Below are 22758 nucleotides of genomic sequence, written 5' to 3' on the forward strand. Positions count from 1 at the left end.
TGATGAACTATCTTGCCTTAATTAGTGTGTCATTCATCGTCATCAGTGCGATTCTTGTCGCCATCGGATGGGTGATCATCGCAAAAGACCGTAGCAACATCGAAAAACATAAGAAAGTGATGACGGCGGCCGCGGTTGCAGCGACGACTTTCTTCATCCTTTACGTCTCACGTACCATCTTTGTCGGGAACACGGCATTCGGGGGACCGGATTCTGTCAAACCGTTCTATCTCGGCTTTATGATCTTCCATATCCTACTCGCGACTACAGGTGGTGTCCTCGGTTTGATCACCTTGTATCTCGGTTATAAAAACAAGATTGAGAAACACCGTAAAATCGGACCGAAAGCATCAGTGATTTGGTTCTTCACAGCGATCACAGGTGTGACGGTTTATATTCTTCTCTATGTGGCATATGACCCGGGTGAAACGACGAACGTATTCCGCGCGATAATTGGAGGATGATCCATAGAGAGGGAGAGTTGTATGAAACGGAATAGCTATATGACGGTCGGTTTGACCGTCCTGACGCTCGTTGTCATCGGAGTAGCCGTGTATTTTGTATTCTTCAACCAAGACGACTTGCCGGTCATCCAAGAGCCAACCCCGTTCACATTGACGAACGCATTGAATGAAGAAACATACAATTCCGATAATGGAAAAGTAAAAATTGTCACATTCTTTTATACGAACTGCCCTGATATTTGTCCGCTCACGCTACGTGATTTTATGAAGCTTGAGAAAGAGTTGAAGGCAGAGAATCTATACGGTTCAGACGTAGAGCTCGTCGCCATCACGGTCGACCCGAAAGTGGACACGGTCCCCGTACTCAAAAACTACGGGGAGGCATTCCAGGTGGAGCCAAACGGATGGAAGATGTTGACGGGTGACCAGGTCGACATTGACCGAATCACACGACAGCTGCAATTTTATTATTCAAAGGCAAACAGCGGGCTTGTGACGCATGCGACGACGATGTACGTCATCGACCGTCATCATGATGTTCGTGCCGTCGCTCAGATGGCGACAGCAGGGGATGAACCCGTTGATATCGAATCTATCATGGAGGACGTTAAAGTACTCGCGAATGAAAAGGAGTGATCACCATGAACGATACGATGGCTGTGATTGGGAATGACTATTCATACGGAGACGTGACGATTGCAGAACGGGCGATTGAAGATTTAATCGCATGTAGCGCCATTGAGTTCGGCTTAAAAGAAGTGAAAGTCGTATCTCAATCGAAAGACCATTATGATTATCGAATCATTGCATCTTTACCACTCGTCGAGGCGGAGCGATTGTATCGCTACGTTCGAGACCAATTTGATTTATTGCTCGGTCAGGTCGATGTGACGTTGACCATCATTGCGACCAATTAATATAAGCCCACAGAAGCGAATTTGCTTCTGTGGGCTTTGTTTTATCATCGTATTTATTAGTGAGCTTGATAAAGGATTAATATCATATTTTTTTGTGGGTCATGAAAAAGTTCTGCGAATAAGCAATATCCATTTTCAAAGTCATCTAAATCTGCTTCATCGGAAAGTACGATGTGTGTCCTGAATGACTCGTTCCATTGGGATCGGATATTGCTGATTGCTTGAGGCTCTAATAGATCTCTATCTTTCATTTGATAAGTTGAGATATAAAGAGTCTGTATTTGATCAGAAAAAATCATTCGTTCCAATTCACGAATTGAATCAGGAAGATGAATCATTTTTAACTGGATGCGTGATGCTTCGGCGCATAAGAGGTTACTCTCTTTTTCAAGATAGATTGAATTCTTCAAGGCTGTGAACCTCCGATATAGCCCAAAAAGAAACCCCTTTGCTTATGCAAGGGGTTTGACTTCTAGTGTTTCTGCGAGTGCTTTTAGGCGACGTTCGCAGTCGCGGACGATTTCTTCTGGGAAGACTTCATCGTATTCAACACCGTGTGGATAATAATGCTTCCCTAAAATCGGTGTAAGCATTTTAACAACAGCGTGACGATCTTCGATTTGACCTTCAATGGCGTATACAGGTAAGCGAAGATAGAATGTTTCGCCAGTCGATTGTTTCTCATATTTCATATCATACGTGGCACGCTCATAATCCCAAGCACCTTCACGGATGAAATGATGATGATCCATGATCGTCTCGAGCAAACCAAAACGGATTTCTTTTCCTTCGATGTGGAACTGCTCAAATTTCATCATAATCCCCCTTTTCGAATAAACCTCATATGTCATCATACCATATTCAAAAACGTTCTTGGAATAACGTGTGTTCAAATTGTGAAAAAAAGATGAACGATTGATTAGCTTAGTGTAGTTAGATATTCTTCGATTTTTTGAGGGAGTTTTACCCCGAGTGGGAGCAGTCCTTCCGAACCGAAAAAGACGTTGAATTCCAAAATATAGAATCCTTCTTCCGTCACGATAACGTCAAACGCTGCGTGGTTGATGTGCAACGTATTCGCAATCGATTGAACTTCTTTGACGACGTCTTCAGGAATGTCTTCGTACGAGAAGTTAGCTCCTTGGGCGACGTTATTCAAAAACGCCTCACTGACGCGCCAATACGCACCGACGACTTCTTCACCAATAATGATGACTCGTAAATCACGATCATTTGGGATGAACTCTTGGACATAGAACGTATCATGGTTCTCGACATACTCTAACCAGTCTTGGTCGTTCTTAATCAACCATACCCCTTGTCCCATCGAGGATTTGGCTTTTTTGGCAACGAACGGATAGTGGAACTCTTCCAACACGCGTTCAATCGTGTATGGATTTTTTCCGTAAATGAGCGTCTTCGGAATACGGTGAGGATACGTCGCTTTAAAGGCACGTGTCATCTCGATTTTGTCGTGCCCGAGATGATATGTCGCCGGAGATGGGAAAATGGCTTTGTTCATTCCGTAAATGATGGAGTTGACCATCCAGTACTCGGGGAACAAAACGAGGTCAGCTTCGCGTACTTTATCGAGTTGATCATAATAATATTCAGGCTTCGCATAATCCGTCTTGATTCCGGCTGATCGAATCATATTAAAAGAAACTTTTTTCATATACAGACGCACTGGGTACGTCTATTCACTTCCTTTCTACATTGAACGCCTTGCGGTCAACTTCAATTATAGTGTGGATTGCTTACATAGGGAAACAATTGTGGTAAAATCATGGCAGAAAGGGTGAGGGGTATGATAATCACTGAACAGACGATTGCCCTGCTCGATCAAACTGAAGAATTGACCGATTTGATTGAAGCAAGCGAATCGTTTCAAACATATATTCAAACGAAAGCGGCACGTCTCGCATCACAAGAAGCGAAGGAAATCGAGCGCGAGTTCCTAAAGATGAAAGAGGACTATGAGTACGTCCAGCGGTTTGGGAAGCACCATCCGGACCACGACCGTATCAAAAAAGAGATGCATCTCATCAAACGTCGTCTTGACGTTCAGCCGGAAATCGCTGCGTTCAAAAAAGCAGAACGAAGCTTGGATAAGTTGTTAGGGGAAGTGAGTGAACTATTAGCTCATTCAGTCTCTCCTAAAATCAAGGTCCCGACTGGTAATCCATTCTTTGACGAAGGTGGATGTTCCGGTGGTGGCAGTTGCGGAGGAGGCGGAAGTTGTGGATGCGCCGTCTAAGTTGAATGAACGGATCGGTTTCGTCGTATACGTGAATTCCTTGAAACAAGTGAAAGCGTTAAGACGTTATGCGAATCTGTACTTTGTCTCAAAACGAGAGAAGTATGCGTTTCTTTATACAGACCTCGAAGGTCATGAAGCTGTACTCGAACAAGTAAAGGCATTGCCGTTCGTGGAAGCGGTCGTTCGGAGCGAGCGTCCATTCATTTCCGAAACGTACGAGACAAAATCGAAATAAACAAAAAGATGAAGGTGGCATCACCTTCATCTTTTCTGCTGGAGGGAAAGACATGCGTGTCATATCTGGAGAACGAAAAGGGACCCGTTTAAAGGCGGTCCCAGGAACGGCTACGCGGCCGACAACAGATAAAGTAAAGGAATCGTTATTCAACATCATTGGACCCTATTTTTCTGGTGGGAAAGCGTTAGACCTCTATGCGGGCAGTGGTGGACTTGGCATCGAGGCGTTGTCGAGAGGGTGTGACGAAGCGGTGTTTGTCGACCGTCAACCGAAAGCCGTGCAAACGATTCAAGAAAACTTGCGGGCGACCCACTACGAAAAGAAGGCGAACGTGTATCGTCAAGACGCCAAGTCGGTGCTCGAACAGCTTCGCGCACAGAAGGAACAGTTTAAGCTGATCTTTATGGATCCCCCGTATCATGCGGAAGAGCACGAGGCTTTCTTACGACTGATTGATGAAGCTGACATGTTGATCGATGTTGGCGTCATCGTCTGTGAACACGGGAGCGACGTGACATTACCGGAACGTATCGGACGACTTGAACGAATTAAAGAACAGCGATACTCAGAGGTGATCACCATCAGCTTTTATGAGTATGCATCGATTGAGGAGCGAAACAAATGAAGCGGATTGCGATTTGCCCAGGGAGCTTTGACCCGATCACTAATGGACATTTAGACATTATCGAACGAGCGGCGGCCATCTTTGACGAAGTCATTGTCGCCGTCCTTGAAAATTCCAGCAAGGCCCCACTATTTGATGTGGAAGAACGATTAGCACTCATCCGAGAGGTGACGACACATCTTCCGAACGTGTCGGCTGACGCGTTCGGTGGACTTCTCGTCGAGTACGCTGCGGAGCGAGAAGCGGCAACAATTGTGCGTGGATTACGAGCCGTATCTGATTTTGAATATGAACTTCAAATCGCATCAATCAACAAGAAATTGAATGAGAACGTAGAAACATTATTCATGATGACGAACAGTCAATACTCATTCCTCAGTTCGTCCATCGTGAAAGAAGTAGCGAAATATGGCGCATCAGTTAATGAACTCGTCCCAGAGCAAGTCGAAGTCGCGTTACGTAAAAAGTATCAAGTGAGTTCGGGACAATGAAATCACTAAAAATCGGGCTTGGTCTGCTTGTCACTGTTCTTCTATTTCTCTTCGTTCCGCTCCCTTATTACATCTCTTCACCTGGTGCGGCTACCTCGATCGAAGAGTTCCTGACCGTCGAAGGTGGCGAAAAGGATGAAGGGGAATTGATGATGGTGACCATCTCGCAACGGAGAGCGACACCGTTTTGGTTAGTGGAGAGTTGGGTCACACCGTTCACAGAAGCCAATTTATCTAGTCGTTATTTATACGATGGAGAAAGCGAGGCGGACTACGACAGACGTCAACAACTTTTGATGGACTCCTCTCAACAAGCGGCAATCCAATATGCTTATGAGCTCGCTGACGAAGAAGTGACGGTCGATTTTGAAGGAATTTACGTCTCTGCGCCGATTCCGGGCTCTCTCGCAGCCAACGTCTTAAAGCCGGGCGATGTCATTACGGCAATCAACGGCATGTCATTTGCGACACGTATGGACTTTTTAAATCGGGTGATGGAATCGGATGCCGGTGATGAAGTCGAGCTGACAATCGAGCGAGACGGGGAGGAGCGTGTCGTGCAGACGCTTATTCAACCGATTGACCAAAGTGGTGACCGCGTCGGGATTGGTATTTATGAGCCACTACCTGTCCAAGAGATCACAGCAGACCCTAAAGTCGATGTCGCTTTGACGAATGTCGGGGGACCGTCCGCAGGATTGATGTTCACGTTAGAAATTTATGATCAGCTGACGCCGGGCGATTTGGCGAACGGAAAGCGAATCGCTGGCACGGGAACCGTCGATGAGGAAGGAAATGTCGGACCAATCGGAGGCGCGTGGCAAAAGATTGTCGCAGCGGACGAGGAAGGGGCCGAAGTCTTTTTCGTCCCGGCCGGTTCCAATTATGAGGAAGCGCTTGAATCGCGCGACCGTCTCGACAGTGACATAGAAGTCGTCCCTGTCAAGACGGTCGAAGATGCAATCCGTTATTTAGAAGAGATGAACTGAGGTCGCTGGCGGTATTCAATCAATGTGTCGTTATGAAGCGGCAGTCGATACGCCTCGGTGACACGCGCTTCAAAATCGAGCCGTTCATCGTATTTACCGATGAGCGGCAACTCTTGTTTCACATCACGTAACGCCAAGCGACCGATGTCGTTAAACGCGAGCGGTCTCACATAAGGGACATCGTCAAAACGTGTCGGTGCTTCTTCTTTTAACCAGTGCAGAAGAACGGACACGAACGCCCGTTGAATTGATGTGCGTGTATAGCGACGTGTCGAAACGGATGTGAGGGCTTGTTCAAACGACGTTTCGAATCCGGCTCGTTTAAGGCGAGGTGCGAGGGAAGTGTCAATGCCGACGAGCTCAGTCAATGTGTGAAGCGGTAGCGTCCTAAGTTTGTATTGTAAGACGGGCCAATACACTTCCCAATGCGTCATCGATTGCGACTGGAACATCGCTTCTGTCGATGCCGGGACGGCACGAACTTCACCCGTTTCTAGGTAATGGGCCCGGATGCCGGTGGCCGACATGACGTCCGTGAGTGAGGTGTCGTGATACTCTGCCCCGAGACGCTTCACCGTATGTAACTGAATCGTCTTTGCTGCTTTGGCGTAATGATACGCCAAAATATTGTTAGGGCGTGTCAAATCAAACGACGGATAGACGGTACGGAAAGCCCGACTCGAAGCTTGCGCCGACGAATGACCTTCTTGTAGTGCTTGGTGGAGTGCCTCTTTATATAGAGGTGTCTCTTCGACATTTGACTGCGCTGCATGAAGGATGGCGTCGACATCTCCGCTTTCGCTTCCGAACGATAGCGTTTGGCATCGGAGTTGTTCGGCGATTGAGACGGCAGACATGGCGAAGCGATCCGCCCGTTGTACCCCATACTTGGTCGGTAGTTCGACGACGAGGTCGATTGCCCCGCTCTCGACGGCCGCTCTTGCCCGTTTCCACTTATCGAATGAGGCTGGTTCTCCTCGTTGAGTGAACTGGGCACTCATGATGGCAATCATGGCATCAGCCCCGGTTTCTTGACGTGCGGTTTGCGCTTGATAATAGTGTCCGTTGTGAAACGGATTGTACTCTGCGATAATGGCCGTCTTTTGCATGATTTACTCCTTTGCATTGTCGTTTGGATTGGTGTAAGATGAGTAAGTACGCTTTGGCAAAGCGCCGTCGTCAACTGATTTTAGTGTAAAGAAAAAACATTGACAAAACAAGTTGGCCTATCTATAATTCATATTGTTGCAATTGAGGTGATTCGGATGAAATGGTCTATTGCACAGCTACTTAAGCTCCGAAACCAGGGTGACGGTTTTACGATCGATGAGATGGTAGAACTACCAGAGCTAACTCAGCTCCATCCGGATATCCGTTCGATTCGCCCGGTGCATGTGCACGGGGATGCATCGTTCACATCTAATCAAGTTACATTCAATCTGAAGATTCAAGGTGATCTGACGTTGCCAGATGCGCGAACGTTAGAAGACGTCACTTATGAATTTGATATTGAATCGCTCGAGCCTTTCTTTTTGGAGAATGGGCGTTATACGGAGCAATTCGATGACGTGAATTTGCCAGAAGGAAATACAATCAGTCTTGTACCGATTGTAAAAGAGCTCATCATGTTAGACGTCCCGATGCAAGTTTATGGGAACGAAACAGACAAAACTCAGGTTGAAGGGGAAGGCTGGACGCTCACTGACGAACAGCCGGATGCCCAACCAAAAATTGACCCGCGATTCGCGGGACTGGCCGACCTGTTCTCGAAAAAAGAGAACGAGGAAGGTTAACTTTTCAAGGAGGTGGACAACGATGGCAGTACCATTCCGTAGAACGTCGAAAACTCGCAAACGTCTTCGTCGTACTCACTTCAAACTCAACGTACCTGGTATGAACGAGTGCCCGAACTGTGGCGAAATGAAACTTTCACACCGTGTTTGCAAATCTTGCGGACATTACAACGGTAAAGAAGTAACAAGCAAATAATGCGAGAAGAAGTGATCTGATATCAGGTCACTTCTTTTTTTGTTTGTCATTTTTGGGTCATGGCGAGAAGATGTGGTAAACTTTTTGTGCGAAAATAGTTCTATTCAGGAGGAAAGCATGTATGAACTCCATTAAACGGATTGGCATCATCGGGAACGGGGCGGTCGGACTATTGATGGCATCCTTGCTCGCTGATGATTATGAGGTGACGGTATATGGACGAAGTGGATCACCTGAAAAGATTTTAATCACACGAACGGGTATGACGAATGGGTCAGCATATGTATCGCTACAATCTAGTGCCACATTAGAAGAAACTGACCAAGATCTCTTTTTTGTCACGACGAAAGCCCATCAAGTCGAACAGGCTACGGCACGACTCTCTGGAGCGGTTCCTGTCTTCATTTGCTCGAACGGGATTTCCCATCTAGATTATGCGAAACAACATGGTTTTCATATAGGTGTCGTCGAACACGGGGTGACGAAACAAGGAAACACCATCGAGCATCGTGGACTCGGGCGTATTCGAATCGGGAGCATGACAGGTCTCCTTCCAATCACACTTCAAGATAGTCCCCTTCAGGTCATCTGGGAAGAAGACATCGAACAAGTCGTGGTCGAAAAGCTATTTGCGAATGCGATCATCAATCCCATCACAGCATTATGCCGTGTTCCGAATGGGTCGCTCGTAAACGCTCCATATCGTGAGATTGCGCATTCCATCTACGAAGAACTAACGCCGCTATTTTCAAAGCGTGTCTCGTATACTTATATCGAGTCGATCATCGAACGCACTGCCGAGAATCGTTCTTCCATGTTACGTGATCTTGAAGAAGGTCGACCGACAGAAGTGGATGCGATTCTAAAACCAGTGATTGAGAAAGCCGAACAAATGAAGATTTCACTTACAGTCATCCCATTGCTACATAAACTGATTATAGGAGCGAGCGCATCGTGCTAGTGTATATCGTTTCATTTCCACTCATCTTATGGTTTATGGTGTATATGATACTTAGAAAAATTATGCCGAAATCAATCAACTCATTCAAACTCGCCTGCGATGCCGGGGTCGTACTCTGGTTCTATGCATGCGGCGTTTTACTTGAGGCCATCTTCGGGACGGAAGTGTTTCTTCTATTGCTTGCGGCATGTTGCGCCATCTTTCCGATCAATGCGATCTGGCAGCGGATTCGTTATGAGGAAGTGTTATTCACGAAGATGTTCGTCCACGGCTGGCGCTTGCTCTTTTTACTCCTAGTCCCGACGCATGCGATTTTGTTTGCGATCGGCGTGGCCCAAGAAATGATTCGTTGATTGATTGAAAGGAAGTTGTTATACGTGAAGGTAGAAGCATTTGGTGCCCTATATGCACCCACATCCCCGATGATACAAATTGAAGAAGGATACGGGCGCTGGCTCGATTATCGAGGCATGGATGAAGTCGAGAAGCGCGCAACGGAGATTGCAGGACGCTCATACGACCATCTCCATGAACTCGTCCACATTTTAAAACAGCAGCAACGGCAGTTCGGGGACCTATCGGAACGTCTATCAGCGAATCTTGATTTGCTCGAACAGCGTGAAGCATATGTTATGGTGACCGGTCAACAAGTCGGCGTGTACGGAGGCCCTCTGTTCGCTGTATATAAATTGCTAGCGGTCATCAAACGAGCGAAAGAGGCGGAAGCGAAGCTCGGCAAACCGGTCCTTCCGATTTTCTGGATGGCGACGGAAGATCATGACTTCGCGGAAATCAATCATGTCTTCACGACCCAGACGTTTTCGAGAACGTTAAAAAAAGATGCACTATCCACGCTTCCGCTAGCAGGGAAAGCATCTGTAGGGGAACTTGAGTTCGACCGAGTGAAACTTGAACTGGTACAAATGGCGCAACGGATGTTGTTGAACGAGACGGAGACACCTCATACATTACGTCTGTATCAGGAGTTGATTGAACTCATTCAAGGAAGTCATTCGTTCGCGCAGTTCTTTGGAGGAATGATGCGCCGTTTCGTAGGGAACGACTTTTTGTTGTTTGACCCGCACGCGAGAGACGTACGCGAACTTGAACGTCCAATGTTCCGTCGACTGATTGAGCAACATGACGCATTGCAACAAGCGCTTGTACATGCCTTCGAAGACGGAATGCCAGCCGTCGAGTTAAATAAAGAGGCGGCGCATCTTTTTTACCATGACGGGACGCGTGAGTTGCTCACAAAAACCGACTCGGTGTACACGACAAAACGTGGACATCGATTCACGGAGATCGAATTGCTCGATGAAATCGAGGCACACCCGGAACGCTTTTCAAACAACGTCGTCTCTCGACCGCTCATGCAAGACTATTTATTTCCGACGCTCGGCTATGTCGCCGGTCCAGGAGAAATCGCCTACTGGCTACAACTCCGTCCGTTATTCCACGAGCTTGGATGGAAAATGCCGCTCCTATTACCTCGCCTCGGTGGGTTAATCGTCTCGAGTAACGATGAAAAGAAATTACGACAAGAAGGCGTCACACTTGAGGAATATATGAAGCAACCACTACCTGATCATCCGTTTGATGATGAGGCGTTCGAAGCGAAGTTATATGCGTATCGGACACTCACGGAGGCGGTCAGCCAGGAAGCCCGCAGTCACGGCAGACGATTTGAGTCGAAGTCGAGACACGTTCTTGAACGGTTGGCAGATGAGATGCGTGCCGAGGCAAAACGTGATCAATATCGATTGAACGCACGCCGCATTCATCTTTCGACTCGACTTTTCCCAATGAATGCGCCTCAGGAGCGTATTTTATCGATGGTCCCGATGTTGAATCGACATGGTTTGGATATTTTTGAGCGGATGAAGCACGCTTATGAGCAATCGGAAGCGGAGCGATGTTTGTTCAAGGTATAACCTTTTTTTGAACAGCTCTTGACATTTGTCAGGAGCTTTTTTTTGTTGTTACCTTTTTGTTTCCTCTTTTCGCTAAAAACCTGTACGGACCTTGACATTTTTATGATAAAGTAAGTGTAATAAAACAGTTGAAATATGTAGGTTGAGAGGGTTTTTTGAATGTTTGAGCATGAAACGGTTTTAAAAATGGAGTCCATTGAAGGATTGAACATCAAACCAGATGGTATATATGTGGACTGTACGTTAGGTGGAGCGGGTCATAGTGAAGAAATCGCCAAGCGTCTAACGACGGGACAACTATATGCGTTCGACCAAGATGACGTCGCGCTCGCGCATGCGAAAGAGCGATTGGCTCCTTATGAAGGCCGTGTGACGTTTATAAAGAGCAACTTCGTTCACTTGAAAGAAGAACTCGCCCAACATGGCGTGACAAAAGTGGACGGCGTACTATTCGACCTAGGCGTTTCTTCGCCACAGCTTGATGAGGCAGAACGTGGATTCAGTTACAATTACGACGCGCCGCTCGATATGAGAATGGATCGCTCGCGAGAGTTTTCAGCTTATCATGTTGTGAATGAATGGTCGTTTGGAGAACTTGCTCGTATTTTCTTTACATACGGGGAGGAAAAGTTTTCAAAACAAATCGCACGAAAGATTGAGCAAGCCCGTGCCGATAAACCGATTGAGACGACGTTTGAGCTTGTCGACTTGATTAAAGAAGCGATTCCTGCACCAGCAAGACGTAAAGGCGGTCATCCAGCGAAACGAACGTTCCAAGCGATTCGAATCGCCGTCAATGACGAGTTGAACGTATTTGACCGTGCCGTACAAGATGCGATTGATTTACTCGCAGTGAACGGACGCATCTGTGTCATTACATTCCATTCGTTAGAAGACCGAATTTGTAAACAAGTGTTTAAAGAACGGAGCCAACACCCGCCGTTACCACCAGGATTGCCGGTCATCCCGAAAGAGTTCGAACCAGAACTCAAGTTGATCACACGCAAACCAATCGTGGCGAGTGAAGGAGAACTCGAAGATAACCGTCGTTCACGCTCGGCAAAACTGAGAGTGGCCGAAAAACAAAAATAATCACTTTGTAGGAGGGATACCTGATGCCAGAAGCTGCCCGTAAGGCGTTGCAGCCTCAAGTTACACCGAATCGAAATCCGATTCCGCAAGAACGACCAATACCTGCTCCAAAACGACGCACGTTGACCTTGTTTGAATCGATCCTGTATCCAGTGATGATTGGTTCAGTGGTCATGTTCGGTGGCATCACGGTGTCAAAACACAACGAAGCGTATAACATTATGCGTGATACGGCAGCCGTCAACCAGCAGGTAAATGGGGTTGCAAAAGAAAACGAAGAACTAAAGTATGAAATCGCCCAACTAAGCTCGCCAGAACGAATTTACGCGATTGCCGAGAAACTCGGAATGAAATTCAATGAGAAGAACGTCAAGGTGATTGATTGATGAATTCTCTACAACAGAGTAAAAAAAGAGTGGCGTGGGTAGCGATTGTCTGCTTCACCCCGCTCTTTTTATTTTTTGTCGGATGGTTTCTTTACTTGTCTGTCACGCATACATATAAAGGCGAGAATATGTTGGCGTTCGCTGAAGAGCAGCGGTGGAAGGCAGTCAGTACGTTAGAAGCCGAACGAGGCGAAGTGTACGACCGTTTTGGTCAACCGATTGCCATCAACATTCCATCGTATCGACTTGTCGCCGTGTTAAAACTTGGTGGCGAGCGGGTCGAAGGGAAGACGCTCATGCCAAACGAGTTCGAAGAAGCCGCGAAACAACTCGCGACCGTGCTTCCGATGACAGAGGCCGACATCTTAAAGCGACTTGAGCAAAATGTCGACCGCGGCCAAATCGAGTTCGGTGTTCCGGGACGTGATTTGACCGTTGAACAAAAAGAAGAGATCGAAGCGTTCGAACTTCCGGGTATCACGTTCGTCGAAGAACCGAAACGTTACTACCCGAATAAAGTATTCGCATCTTCGGTCATCGGCTATGCGCAAAAGATTGACCAAAACGGTCGAATCGAGCTCGTCGGTGAACTCGGGATCGAAAAATCGCTCAACGATATTTTAAGTGAGTCGTATGGCTTGTATCGATTCGAAAAAGATTTGGCAGGACGTGAGCTCGTCTCGAGCGACGAACAATTAAAAATCGAGCCAGAAGACGGCGCGGATGTCCAACTGACGATTGATCATCGGATTCAACAGCTGCTCGAGACGAAGATGAATGAGTTATATGAGGAGTATGAACCGAAAAATGCGACGGCCATCATCATGGATCCGAAAACAGGGGAGATCATCGCCTTATCGGACCGTCCATCTTTCGACCCGAATACTCGTGAGATTTCCTCATACAGTAACTTCTCGGTATCGTCTCGCTTTGAGCCAGGGTCAACGATGAAAATTTTCACGTTGGCGGCTGCGATCAACGAGGGCGTATATAACCCAAACGAGTTGTACAAGTCAGGATCATACAAGTACGGCAAGACGGTATTCAATGATTACAACATTACTGGATGGGGTACCATTCCTATGGTAGAAGGCGTCTGGCACTCGTCGAACGTCGCGTTCTCGATCTTAGCGAACGAACGACTCGGTCTCAGTCGCTATGAAGATTACTTTAAAGCGTTCAAGTTCGATCAACGGACCGGAATTGATTTACCTGGTGAGGTAAACAGTCAATTCGACTTCGAGAGTCCGATGAACGTCTTGATCACAGCTTGGGGACAATCGACCGCGGTGACACCGATGCAAATCTTGCAGGCGACATCTGCGATTGCAACGGACGGCACGATGAAACAACCGCACGTCATTAAGAAGATTGTCAACAGCGAGACGGGCGAAACGATTCGGACGACGAACCCGAAAGAGGTCGGTCAACCGATCACTGCAGAGACTGCGAAAAAGACGCGTGAAGCACTCGACGGTGTCGTCAACAGCGATGTGGGAACAGGACAATTGTATGCGTTAGATAACTATCAAGTGGTCGGGAAGACGGGTACTGCCCAAATCGCTGAGAACGGAAAGTATTTGAGCGGACAGTACATTCACTCATTCGTCGGGATGGCACCGGAAGACGATCCGGAACTCGTCATGTATATCGCGGTCGATCGTCCGAACAGTGACTCGTCAACAACGGGTCCACGCATCATGGCACCACTCTTCAAAGATGTGATGGATGTCGCGTTACGTTACCGGAGTGTCGAGCCTGAAAAGCAAGAAAAAGCGGTTGAGGCCTCGACAAAGACGGTGACATCGTATATTGGTAAAAATCGTGAAGATGTCGTAAAAGAGGCGACTGACAGTTCGTTCAATCCAATCGTTTTAGGTGACGGGGATGAAGTGACGGCTCAAAGTCCTGTAAAGGGACAATCTTATGTCGTCGGTGAACGACTGTTGCTAAAAACGAGTAATTCGTTTACGATGCCAACATTAAAAGGGTGGTCGTTACGTGATGTGAAACGTCTAGCGACGCTCTATCAATTAAATTTAGAAATCGATGGTACCGGATTTGTCACATCGCAATCGATTGGCAAAGGGAAACCTGTCAAAACGGGTGCCTCCTTGAAAGTGAAATTGGAGACACCATCGAATTAACGCACGAGATGAAGAGGGCTGCGGCTCTCTTTTCCTATGTATGAGGAGGAAGTTTGTATGGAACAATTGACAGTTCAAAAATTGGCGTCTTGGTTTGGGATTGACGTGGAAGACGATCGTCTCGTCGAACGCGTCGCCACAGATTCGAGAGATGAGAATGGGGCAGGACTATTTGTCCCAATCGTCGGTGCACGTGTTGACGGTCATGACTTCATCAAAGCAGCGATTGAGAAAGGTGCCATCGTTACGTTTTGGGAAGAAGGTCGCCCTCAACCGGACAATGTGTTTGTCATCCCCGTCAAATCGACGATCGATGCCTTGCAGACGGCAGCGGCACGCTATTTAGAGGAAATCAATCCACTCGTGGTCGCCATTACCGGTTCAAACGGAAAAACGTCTACGAAAGATATGATTGCCGTCGTACTCGAAGAAAAATTCAAGACGCATAAGACAGCTGGAAATTTCAATTCGGACGTTGGCTTACCGCTTACCGTTCTCAGAATGCCGCGCGATACGGAAGTGGCCGTGTTAGAGATGGGCATGAACGGCTTCGGTCAAATCGAGCAATTGTCGAAAATTGCCAAACCGGACGTGGCATTTGTCACGAACATTGGGGAGTCACATGGTGAACAAGTCGGCGGACGCACAGGGATCGCGAAAGCGAAGCTTGAAATCAAAGCTGGTCTGAAACCGGACGGACGATTGATCGTCGATGCGGATGAGCCGCTTCTTGCCGGTCAAGGCTATCGAGTCGGATACGATGAGACGGCGGACGGGAAAATCGAAGTGGTCGAAACGACGTTCGATGCATCCATCTTTAAATACAATGGTGACCTGTACGAGCTGAAGGTGCTCGGTGCCCATCAAATCCGAAACGCAGCTTATGCGATTGCATGCGGTCTCGAGTTCGGGCTTGATCATACGATGATCCAACGTGGTCTTGACCGCATCAAACTGACGACGATGCGAATGGAAAAGCAAATGTTCGGTGAAGCGCATCTCATCAACGATGCATATAATGCGAGCCCGACATCGATGATTGCGGCGATTGAAACGGTCAAATCGCTCGAAGGCTTTTCGAAGCGTGTTCTCGTCCTTGGCGATATGTATGAGCTAGGATCTGACGAACAAGCCCAGCACACACAAGTGGGGGGCGTCGTGACATCTCCCGTGACGGATTGTATTCTCGTCGGTGAAAAAGCGAAATGGATTGCTGATGGTATTGAAGACACACGAGTGAACGTCACATCTGTCCCGACCGTAGAGGAAGCGAAGGCGCTCCTTCATCGTTATCAACGACCGGATACTGTGGTATTGTTAAAGGCATCTCGAGGACTGGCGCTTGAGCGTCTCGTTCAATAAATAGAGTAGTGAGGTAGCAATATGTTAATTAGTTTAATCGTCTTAATCAGTGCATTATTAAGTGTATTAATCGTCATGCCGCGAGCTATTCCGGCATTGCGTCAGTTGAAATTTGGACAAGAGATTCGTGATGAAGGTCCGGGCTGGCACCAGAAGAAATCGGGAACGCCGACGATGGGCGGAATCGTCATCTTGCTAGCTATCTTAGTCGGCTTCATCGTATCCGTCATTTTTGGGGAAGCGGTCGCAGGATTCGGGACACTTCTATTCGTGACGATGGCGTTTGGGGTAATCGGATTTTTAGATGACTATATTAAAGTCGTCAATAAACGAAACCTCGGGTTGACGTCACTTCAGAAGTTGATTGGTCAAATTGTCGTATCCGTTCTGTTCGCCTGGTTCCTTTCACTTGGTGGAGAGCTCGATACATCGATCTCGATTCCATTCACATCGATTTCATTTGATACAGGTTGGTTCTATATCGCGATCGTCATCTTCTGGCTCGTCGGCTTCTCAAATGCCGTCAACTTGACGGACGGTCTTGACGGTCTCGTTTCGTTCTCAGCGATTCCGACGTTCACGTTCTTCGGAATTTATGCGCTCGCACAAGATGAGCTTGGGATTGCCTGGTTCGCATTCGCCGTCGTCGGAGCATTGATTGGGTTCCTCGTTTTCAATAAATATCCGGCGAAGATTTTTATGGGCGATACAGGCTCGCTCGCGTTAGGTGGAGCTGTCGCTGGACTAGCGCTCATGTTGAAACTTGAGTTACTCCTCGTATTCGTCGGGATCATCTTTGTCATCGAGACATTGAGCGTAATCTTGCAAGTTCTTTCATTCAAAACGACAGGGAAGCGCATCTTTAAAATGAGCCCGATTCATCACCACTTCGAAATGGTCGGTTGGTCGGAATGGCGAATCGTCCTTACGTTCGGTGGAATCAGTTTAATTACAGCAGGTTTATCATTACTACTCATGTAAAAGGGTGAGACAGATGGAAAAGCAATGGCACGGTAAAAAAGTTCTCGTCCTCGGCGCCGCTAAGAGCGGAATCGCAGCGGCGACGTATCTGCATCATGCGGGAGCGGATGTGACGATCAATACGGGGAATATCCCTCCCGAAGACGAGCAGGAAAAAATTCAGTCACTTGGGATTCAATCGGTGTTTAATGAACATCCTCTCGCTTTGTTGAATGAGACAGAGTTGATTGTCAAAAATCCAGGGATTCCGTATCACATCCCGTTGCTTCAAGAAGCGATGTCGCGTGAGATTCCAATCTACACGGAAGTGGAGCTGGCCTATATGGCAACGGACGCAGAATTTGTCGCCATTACAGGTTCGAATGGAAAAACGACGACAACGACACTCGTCTATGAGTTACTCAAAGGTGGAGAGCGCCCGGTTCATCTCGCGGGAAACATCGGATTCCCAGCTATAGAGGTCGCGACAAACGCGAAAGCGGGCGAATTGATTGTCATTGAATTATCGAGCTTTCAGTTGATGGGGGTTGAGTCCTTCCATCCGCGTTCGGCAGCGTTGCTGAATCTATCAGAAGCCCATCTCGATTATCACGGCGACTTCGACTCGTATGCAGATGCAAAAGGAAATTTGTTCCGTCAGATGACACGAGACGACCAAATCGTCGTCAAAGTGACAGACTCCGAAGTGATGAAACGTGTCCCGGCCCATCTTGAACCGAATACGTTCAGCTTTGAGCGAGGAGATGCTTCCGTTGTGGACGGTTGGGTCACAGTACGCGGAGAGCGAATCATTCGTGTGAATGAATTGGCATTAGGTGGTGCCCATAACGTCGAGAACGTACTAGCGGCTCTTCTGTTGGTCGAACCGTTTGCACTTCCAAAAGCACACGTCGAGCGAGTATTACGAAACTTTGGCGGTGTCGCACATCGAACTGAAAGTTTAGGTGATGTTCTCGGACGTGCCGTCTACAATGATTCGAAGGCGACGAACAACGTCGCGGCGGAAGCGGCGCTACGAGGATTTGATGCTCCGATTGTGTGGCTATGTGGAGGACTCGAACGTGGAGCGGACTTATCTTCGCTCGCGCCAGCTCTCTCAAACGTAAAAGCTGTCGTCGCGTATGGTGAGACAAAAGAGCGTTTTAAAGAGCTTGGAGAGTCCCAACAGATTCCGTCTTTCACGGTCGAGACGTTAGCAGACGCCGTTCCACTCGCGTTTGAACAATCTGAGACGGGAGATGTCATTCTCTTATCTCCTGCTTGTGCGAGTTGGGACCAATTCAAGACTTTTGAAGAACGAGGCGAACAGTTCGTCCATCTCGTTCGCGCATATGAGGAGGCGAACCGATGAAAGTCATGATTTCTGGTGGAGGTACTGGTGGTCATATTTATCCGGCCCTCGCATTGATTGAGACGTTACAAAAACGTCACCCGAATTTACAGGTACAATACGTGGGAACGGAGAATGGATTAGAAGCCGATCTCGTTCCTCGAGCAGGTGTCCCGTTCAAATCGATTCAAATCGCTGGATTGAAACGGTCCCTCTCTCTTGAGAACTTAAAGACGGCGTACTGGTTCTTGAAAGCTGTCCGCTCTCTTAAAAAAGATATGGCAGCATTCAAACCAGACGTCGTCATTGGAACAGGTGGATTCGTGTCAGGACCGGTCGTCTATACGGCGCAACAACTCGGTATCCCGACTATTTTGCATGAACAAAACAGCATCCCAGGGTTAACGAATAAGTTTTTATCGAAAAAGGCGGATCGGGTCGCCCTTTCCTTTAAAGGGTCAGATGTTCATTTCCCTGGGGCAAACGTACGCTTGATTGGAAATCCGCGTGGAAGTGAAGTGCTACAAACGAAAGTCGACGATGCAGCTGTACGAGAACAGTACAATCTGGATGAACGACCAATCGTACTGATTTACGGAGGGAGCCGTGGCGCCGAAGCAATCAACCGTGCCGTCACTGAGGCCATCCCGGCGCTTTCAGACTTACCGATCAACGTGCTCTACGTCACAGGGAAAGTTCATTACGAATCTGTATCGAAAGAAGCGCCATCGTCTGAAAACGTACATGTTCATCCGTACGTCTATGACATGCCGGCCTTACTCGCTTGTACGTCAATCGTCGTCTCGCGTGCGGGAGCTTCGACCATTTCTGAATTGACTGCCCTCGGCTTACCGAGCGTATTGATTCCGAGCCCATACGTGACAGCAGACCATCAGACGAAGAACGCCTCTGCCCTTGTTGAAAACGGTGCGGCGTTACTCGTGAAAGAGGAGTCGTTGACAGGGGAAACGCTCGTCGAAGCGATTCGCCAAGTGCTCGACAAACAAGAAGAGATGGCGAACGCATCCCGTGCCCTCGGATTCCCGGACGCGTCGGATGCATTAGCCGACTTAGTAGAAGAAGTCATTCGATAAAGGAGTAGAATCCGATGGAACCTAGCCAACAAACGGTACGCAGTCTAGAAGACCGTATTCCGTACATGAAAAAGCAGCGACGGAAAAAAGCGAACCGTCGGATGTTCTCCGTGCTTTCCTTGTTTGGGATTCTCATCCTACTCGTGGTCTATATGCAAACTTCGATGTCGAACGTGAAAGAAGTGAATGTATCTGGGCTATACTGGCTTGATAAATCCTACGTGTTTCAAGACATGGAACTCGACACATCGACAAAATTTGTCAGTCTATCACCGAGCAAGATGAGTGACCAAATGGAAAAGTTGCCGGGTGTCAAACGGGTAGACATGGACCGATCTTGGTATAACGTCGTTCACGTCAATGTGACAGAAGAGAAGATGATTGCTTATGCTCGTGCGGAGACGGGAGATGTCGTCGTGTTAGCAGACGGCTCACTTCATCCGACGGGCACCATCACCGACCCTCAGAAGTTAAAAGATGGTCCACTGCTAAGAGAATTCAATTCGGAAAAAGAACTCGAAAAGATTGCCAGTGAGTTGGAACAAGTCGATGACGCGACGCGAGCCCGAATGTCGGAAGTCATCTTGTCTAAACAAGAGGGAGAGCCGACACGTTACGAGATTTTTATGAATGACGGAAATACGCTTCTTACCCCGACGCTGAAATTAAGTGAGACCGTTTCGAAATATGGAGAAATCTATGAAAACATTCCGAAAGGTCAGCAAGGAACAGTCGTCATGGATGGTGGTTTTTACTTTGTTCCATACAAGAAAACGAATGAATAATCAGTTATATTACAGTCCTTAGACACATAAGGGCTGTTTTTTTGTCGTTTGTAAACGAATTGATAACGCGAAACCGCTTAAATTGTAGGATTCTACCTTTTCTCACTATCTTATTTGTTGTAAACTTAGACGTGAGATATCTTGTCGAAACCAACAATTTTTTTGGATATCTGTCATATTTGTCATGTAATTTGTACAGGAAAATTATAGAGCGGAGGTGTTTCCCTTTTGGAAGCGAATGGTTATGTGGCCGCATTAGATATTGGAACGTCAGAGATTAAGCTCGTCGTCGGTGAATTGCTCGGCGGAACGCTTAATATTTTGGCAGAAGGGTGTGCCCCGTCTGCAGGGGTGAAACGTGGTGCTGTCGTAGACATCGATAAAACAGTCCAAGCGATCAAACAGGCCGTTGAACACGCGGAGACATCGTTAGGTGATCAAATTCGATCTGTATACGTTGCCATTGAAGGGGAACATATCCAAATTGCCCCATGTCATGGAATCGCATCCGTGAAGCGGGAAGATCAGGAAATTACAGATGCAGACGTGATGGAAGTCATCAATTCAGCACAAGTGATGCGATTACCGGATGAGATGAGTGTCATCGATGTAATCCCATCATCATTCACAGTGGATCAACAAACGGGTGTCGTCGATCCTCGTGGAATGCTTGGTTATCGACTAGAAATGCATGGGAAAATGGTTACTGGATCGAAGACAATTTTACATAGTATTCGTCGTTCGATTGAACGTGCCGGATTACACTTAGAAGGATTTATTTTAGGGAACCTCGCGCTCGGTATGAGTGCAGCTTCTGTAGATGAAATCGACCTCGGCATTGGTCTTGTCGATGTCGGGCACGAAAAGACGACGGTCTCGGTATTTTATCGTGGAGATCTCGTTTACTCGTATATCCTTCCAGTCGGTGGAGACCATATGACAAGAGACTTGGTCTATAAGCTAAACTGCAAATATCAAGACGCCAAAGTGGCGAAAGAAGAATACGGTCTCGCACTCGAAGAAATGGCCGATGGAACAGAAGGTTTCTCCTACACGAACATCAATGGGGAAGTGGCGTTCGAACCACAGTCAGAAATTAGCTATGTTTTAGAGGCGAGAATAGAGGAAATGTTTACTCTTATGTTGAATAAGGTTCAAAAAGTAGGTGTTCCGATGCTGAATGGCGGATATCTACTTTGTGGTGGAGCTGCTGCTCTACCAGGTATTCAAGAGTTAGCGACTCGTGTCATGGGTCAAAAGACGAGATTGTATCAACCGTCGTCGATTGGCGTCAGACATCCAAAATACGCGACAGCAGTCGGTGTTTTGAAATATGTCTTAATGAGTGATCATCACGTTTCAAAATCTCAACTCGAAAAACCGGAAGTTCGCTACGAAACGCTTCACAATAAGCAGGAACCGACCGATACTCATGTTGGAGAGAACGAATACGAGACCGATCAAGAGTCGAAAAAAGGTTTTAGTCGTTTGATGGAAAAATTATTTGGCGTTTAAGCTGACGTTGTAATACAACTTGGAAAATAAGTAGGGGGATACCTGAATGATGTACTTTGATGAGGCGATTGACGCCGTAGCAAAAATTAAAGTAATTGGAGTCGGAGGCGGCGGTTCAAACGCCGTTAACCGTATGATTGAACACGGGGTACAAGGAGTTGAGTTCATCGCTGTCAACACGGATGCTCAAGCCTTGAATATGTCGAAAGCCGATGTGAAGCTTCAACTTGGTGCCAAATTGACACGTGGTCTCGGTGCTGGTGCGAATCCTGATATCGGTAAAAAAGCGGCAGAAGAAAGCCGCGAACAATTGATTGAAGCACTCGACGGAGCGGATATGGTCTTCGTCACAGCTGGTATGGGCGGCGGAACAGGAACTGGTGCTGCACCGGTCATCGCTGAGATTTCAAAAGAAATCGGCGCGCTCACAGTCGGTGTCGTCACAAAACCATTCATGTTTGAAGGCCGGAAGCGCATGCAACACGCGCAACATGGGATTCAAGCGTTTAAAGAAAAAGTAGATACACTCATCGTCATTCCAAACGATAAGCTTCTTGAAATCGTGGAACGCAATACACCGATGATCGAAGCGTTCCGTGAAGCGGATAACGTCCTTCGTCAAGGTGTACAAGGGATTACAGACTTGATTGCCATCCCTGGTCTTATCAACCTTGACTTCGCTGACGTGAAGACGATCATGACGGAAAAAGGATCTGCACTTATGGGTGTAGGTGTTGCTACAGGTGAAAACCGTGCCGTTGAAGCAGCGAAGAAAGCAATCTCTTCACCACTTCTCGAATCTTCAATCGAAGGAGCGAAAGGTGTCTTGATGAACATTACAGGTGGGCTCAGCCTTAGCTTGTATGAAGTGACAGAAGCAGCTCAAATCGTTCAAAGTGCCGCAGATGAAGAAGTGAACTTGATCTTCGGTTCAGTGATCAACGAAAACTTGAACGATGAAATCATCGTCACCGTGATCGCAACTGAATTTGCTGAGGAAACACAAGGGGCGAACCCGTTCCTTCAGCAGCCGAAAAAACAGCCTGAGGTTGAGAACAAGGAACCCCAACCAAAAGCAAATGAAGCGGCTCAACAAGACGAAGGGAACTTCCATCGCCCAGTGTATGGAGGGGACGTCCCAGACGAGACGATCAACATCCCTGCGTTCGTGAGACAACGCCGTAACTAAACAACAAGG

At 47.4% G+C, this 22758-nt stretch carries 27 protein-coding genes; 23 read left to right on the forward strand and 4 right to left on the reverse strand.

Annotated elements, in window-relative coordinates; translation table 11 throughout:
• Positions 1-2: 2 nt before the first annotated feature.
• Genes KNO75_RS01945 through KNO75_RS01955 form a run of 3 tightly spaced genes read left to right on the forward strand, consistent with a single transcriptional unit; the run spans position 3 to position 1381 of the window.
• Positions 3-464 carry a DUF420 domain-containing protein gene (locus KNO75_RS01945; RefSeq protein WP_214819573.1) on the forward strand — a complete coding sequence of 154 codons (462 nt, stop codon included), beginning with the start codon at positions 3-5 and terminating at the stop codon, positions 462-464.
• Between the two features lie 21 nt (positions 465-485).
• Complete coding sequence (locus KNO75_RS01950) at positions 486-1100, forward strand: SCO family protein (RefSeq protein WP_214819576.1); 615 nt, start codon at positions 486-488, stop codon at positions 1098-1100.
• A 5-nt stretch (positions 1101-1105) separates the two neighbouring features.
• Positions 1106-1381 (forward strand): hypothetical protein, encoded by a 276-nt coding sequence (locus tag KNO75_RS01955; RefSeq protein ID WP_074034927.1) that lies wholly within the window; start codon positions 1106-1108, stop codon positions 1379-1381.
• Between the two features lie 56 nt (positions 1382-1437).
• Here the strand turns inward: KNO75_RS01955 and KNO75_RS01960 are convergent, their stop codons facing one another.
• The 3 genes from KNO75_RS01960 to KNO75_RS01970 all read right to left on the reverse strand — a co-directional run bounded on the left by KNO75_RS01960 (position 1438) and on the right by KNO75_RS01970 (position 3035).
• The gene (locus tag KNO75_RS01960; RefSeq protein WP_214819577.1) at positions 1438-1791 is read right to left on the reverse strand and encodes a hypothetical protein; all 354 of its coding nucleotides are present in this window, start codon (positions 1789-1791) and stop codon (positions 1438-1440) included.
• 42 nt (positions 1792-1833) lie between these two features.
• Positions 1834-2196, reverse strand: a complete 363-nt coding sequence (locus KNO75_RS01965; RefSeq protein ID WP_015881291.1) for a YugN family protein — start codon at positions 2194-2196, stop codon at positions 1834-1836.
• A gap of 104 nt (positions 2197-2300) precedes the next feature.
• Entirely contained in the window at positions 2301-3035 is a 735-nt protein-coding gene (locus tag KNO75_RS01970) for an ATP-grasp domain-containing protein (RefSeq protein WP_251126016.1), read from the reverse strand.
• 153 nt (positions 3036-3188) lie between these two features.
• On the opposite strand from KNO75_RS01970, the gene KNO75_RS01975 reads away from it, so the two are divergent.
• From KNO75_RS01975 to KNO75_RS01995, 5 genes are read left to right on the forward strand one after another with little or no spacing between them, the layout of a single operon-like run.
• Positions 3189-3638, forward strand: coding sequence for a YlbF/YmcA family competence regulator (locus KNO75_RS01975; protein WP_015881293.1), 450 nt, complete (start codon positions 3189-3191; stop codon positions 3636-3638).
• Positions 3592-3876 carry a YlbG family protein gene (locus KNO75_RS01980; protein WP_243834772.1) on the forward strand — a complete coding sequence of 95 codons (285 nt, stop codon included), beginning with the start codon at positions 3592-3594 and terminating at the stop codon, positions 3874-3876. Before KNO75_RS01975 ends, KNO75_RS01980 begins: the two co-directional genes overlap by 47 nt.
• Positions 3877-3928: 52 nt before the next feature.
• Positions 3929-4504, forward strand: a complete 576-nt coding sequence (gene rsmD, locus KNO75_RS01985; protein WP_214819582.1) for a 16S rRNA (guanine(966)-N(2))-methyltransferase RsmD — start codon at positions 3929-3931, stop codon at positions 4502-4504.
• Entirely contained in the window at positions 4501-4995 is a 495-nt protein-coding gene (gene coaD, locus KNO75_RS01990; RefSeq protein ID WP_214745622.1) for a pantetheine-phosphate adenylyltransferase, read from the forward strand. Before rsmD ends, coaD begins: the two co-directional genes overlap by 4 nt.
• On the forward strand, positions 4992-5984 hold the full coding sequence (locus KNO75_RS01995) for a SepM family pheromone-processing serine protease (protein ID WP_214819584.1): 993 nt from the start codon (positions 4992-4994) through the stop codon (positions 5982-5984). The genes coaD and KNO75_RS01995 overlap by 4 nt, the downstream gene beginning before the upstream one ends.
• On the opposite strand, the gene KNO75_RS02000 is transcribed toward KNO75_RS01995, so the two are convergent.
• Positions 5963-7093: a tRNA(Met) cytidine acetate ligase gene (locus KNO75_RS02000; RefSeq protein ID WP_214819587.1), complete on the reverse strand. Its 1131-nt coding sequence runs from the start codon at positions 7091-7093 to the stop codon at positions 5963-5965. The genes KNO75_RS01995 and KNO75_RS02000 overlap by 22 nt on opposite strands.
• A 156-nt stretch (positions 7094-7249) precedes the next feature.
• On the opposite strand from KNO75_RS02000, the gene KNO75_RS02005 reads away from it, so the two are divergent.
• The 15 genes from KNO75_RS02005 (at position 7250) to ftsZ (ending at position 22749) form a co-directional block, all read left to right on the forward strand.
• Positions 7250-7777, forward strand: coding sequence for a YceD family protein (locus KNO75_RS02005; protein ID WP_074034907.1), 528 nt, complete (start codon positions 7250-7252; stop codon positions 7775-7777).
• Between the two features lie 22 nt (positions 7778-7799).
• Entirely contained in the window at positions 7800-7973 is a 174-nt protein-coding gene (gene rpmF / locus KNO75_RS02010) for a 50S ribosomal protein L32 (RefSeq protein ID WP_015881300.1), read from the forward strand.
• Positions 7974-8094: 121 nt separating this feature from the next.
• On the forward strand, positions 8095-8934 hold the full coding sequence (locus KNO75_RS02015; RefSeq protein ID WP_214819589.1) for a 2-dehydropantoate 2-reductase: 840 nt from the start codon (positions 8095-8097) through the stop codon (positions 8932-8934).
• Entirely contained in the window at positions 8928-9287 is a 360-nt protein-coding gene (locus KNO75_RS02020; RefSeq protein ID WP_214691755.1) for a DUF3397 domain-containing protein, read from the forward strand. Before KNO75_RS02015 ends, KNO75_RS02020 begins: the two co-directional genes overlap by 7 nt.
• Positions 9288-9311: 24 nt before the next feature.
• Positions 9312-10868, forward strand: coding sequence for a bacillithiol biosynthesis cysteine-adding enzyme BshC (gene bshC / locus KNO75_RS02025; RefSeq protein WP_353047545.1), 1557 nt, complete (start codon positions 9312-9314; stop codon positions 10866-10868).
• A 159-nt stretch (positions 10869-11027) separates the two neighbouring features.
• A complete protein-coding gene (gene rsmH, locus KNO75_RS02030; RefSeq protein ID WP_214745610.1) occupies positions 11028-11960 on the forward strand; it encodes a 16S rRNA (cytosine(1402)-N(4))-methyltransferase RsmH in 933 nt (310 codons plus the stop codon).
• Between the two features lie 23 nt (positions 11961-11983).
• On the forward strand, positions 11984-12346 hold the full coding sequence (ftsL, locus tag KNO75_RS02035) for a cell division protein FtsL (protein ID WP_214691757.1): 363 nt from the start codon (positions 11984-11986) through the stop codon (positions 12344-12346).
• Positions 12346-14493 (forward strand): penicillin-binding protein, encoded by a 2148-nt coding sequence (locus tag KNO75_RS02040; RefSeq protein ID WP_214819591.1) that lies wholly within the window; start codon positions 12346-12348, stop codon positions 14491-14493. Before ftsL ends, KNO75_RS02040 begins: the two co-directional genes overlap by 1 nt.
• Positions 14494-14550: 57 nt before the next feature.
• Positions 14551-15855 carry a UDP-N-acetylmuramoyl-tripeptide--D-alanyl-D-alanine ligase gene (locus tag KNO75_RS02045; protein WP_214819593.1) on the forward strand — a complete coding sequence of 435 codons (1305 nt, stop codon included), beginning with the start codon at positions 14551-14553 and terminating at the stop codon, positions 15853-15855.
• A 21-nt stretch (positions 15856-15876) separates the two neighbouring features.
• Positions 15877-16836 (forward strand): phospho-N-acetylmuramoyl-pentapeptide-transferase, encoded by a 960-nt coding sequence (gene mraY / locus KNO75_RS02050; RefSeq protein ID WP_214691760.1) that lies wholly within the window; start codon positions 15877-15879, stop codon positions 16834-16836.
• Positions 16837-16849: 13 nt separating this feature from the next.
• Positions 16850-18187 carry a UDP-N-acetylmuramoyl-L-alanine--D-glutamate ligase gene (gene murD / locus KNO75_RS02055; protein ID WP_214819595.1) on the forward strand — a complete coding sequence of 446 codons (1338 nt, stop codon included), beginning with the start codon at positions 16850-16852 and terminating at the stop codon, positions 18185-18187.
• A complete protein-coding gene (gene murG, locus KNO75_RS02060; protein WP_214691762.1) occupies positions 18184-19260 on the forward strand; it encodes an undecaprenyldiphospho-muramoylpentapeptide beta-N-acetylglucosaminyltransferase in 1077 nt (358 codons plus the stop codon). Before murD ends, murG begins: the two co-directional genes overlap by 4 nt.
• A 14-nt stretch (positions 19261-19274) precedes the next feature.
• On the forward strand, positions 19275-20045 hold the full coding sequence (locus KNO75_RS02065) for a cell division protein FtsQ/DivIB (protein WP_214819597.1): 771 nt from the start codon (positions 19275-19277) through the stop codon (positions 20043-20045).
• A gap of 228 nt (positions 20046-20273) precedes the next feature.
• The gene (gene ftsA / locus KNO75_RS02070; RefSeq protein WP_214691764.1) at positions 20274-21560 is read left to right on the forward strand and encodes a cell division protein FtsA; all 1287 of its coding nucleotides are present in this window, start codon (positions 20274-20276) and stop codon (positions 21558-21560) included.
• Positions 21561-21606: 46 nt separating this feature from the next.
• Complete coding sequence (gene ftsZ / locus KNO75_RS02075; RefSeq protein WP_214691765.1) at positions 21607-22749, forward strand: cell division protein FtsZ; 1143 nt, start codon at positions 21607-21609, stop codon at positions 22747-22749.
• The last annotated feature ends 9 nt before the right edge of the window (positions 22750-22758 follow it).

Origin of the sequence: Exiguobacterium sp. s35 (assembly GCF_018617535.1) — a bacterium.
GTDB classification, from domain to species: Bacteria; Bacillota; Bacilli; order Exiguobacteriales; family Exiguobacteriaceae; genus Exiguobacterium; species Exiguobacterium aestuarii.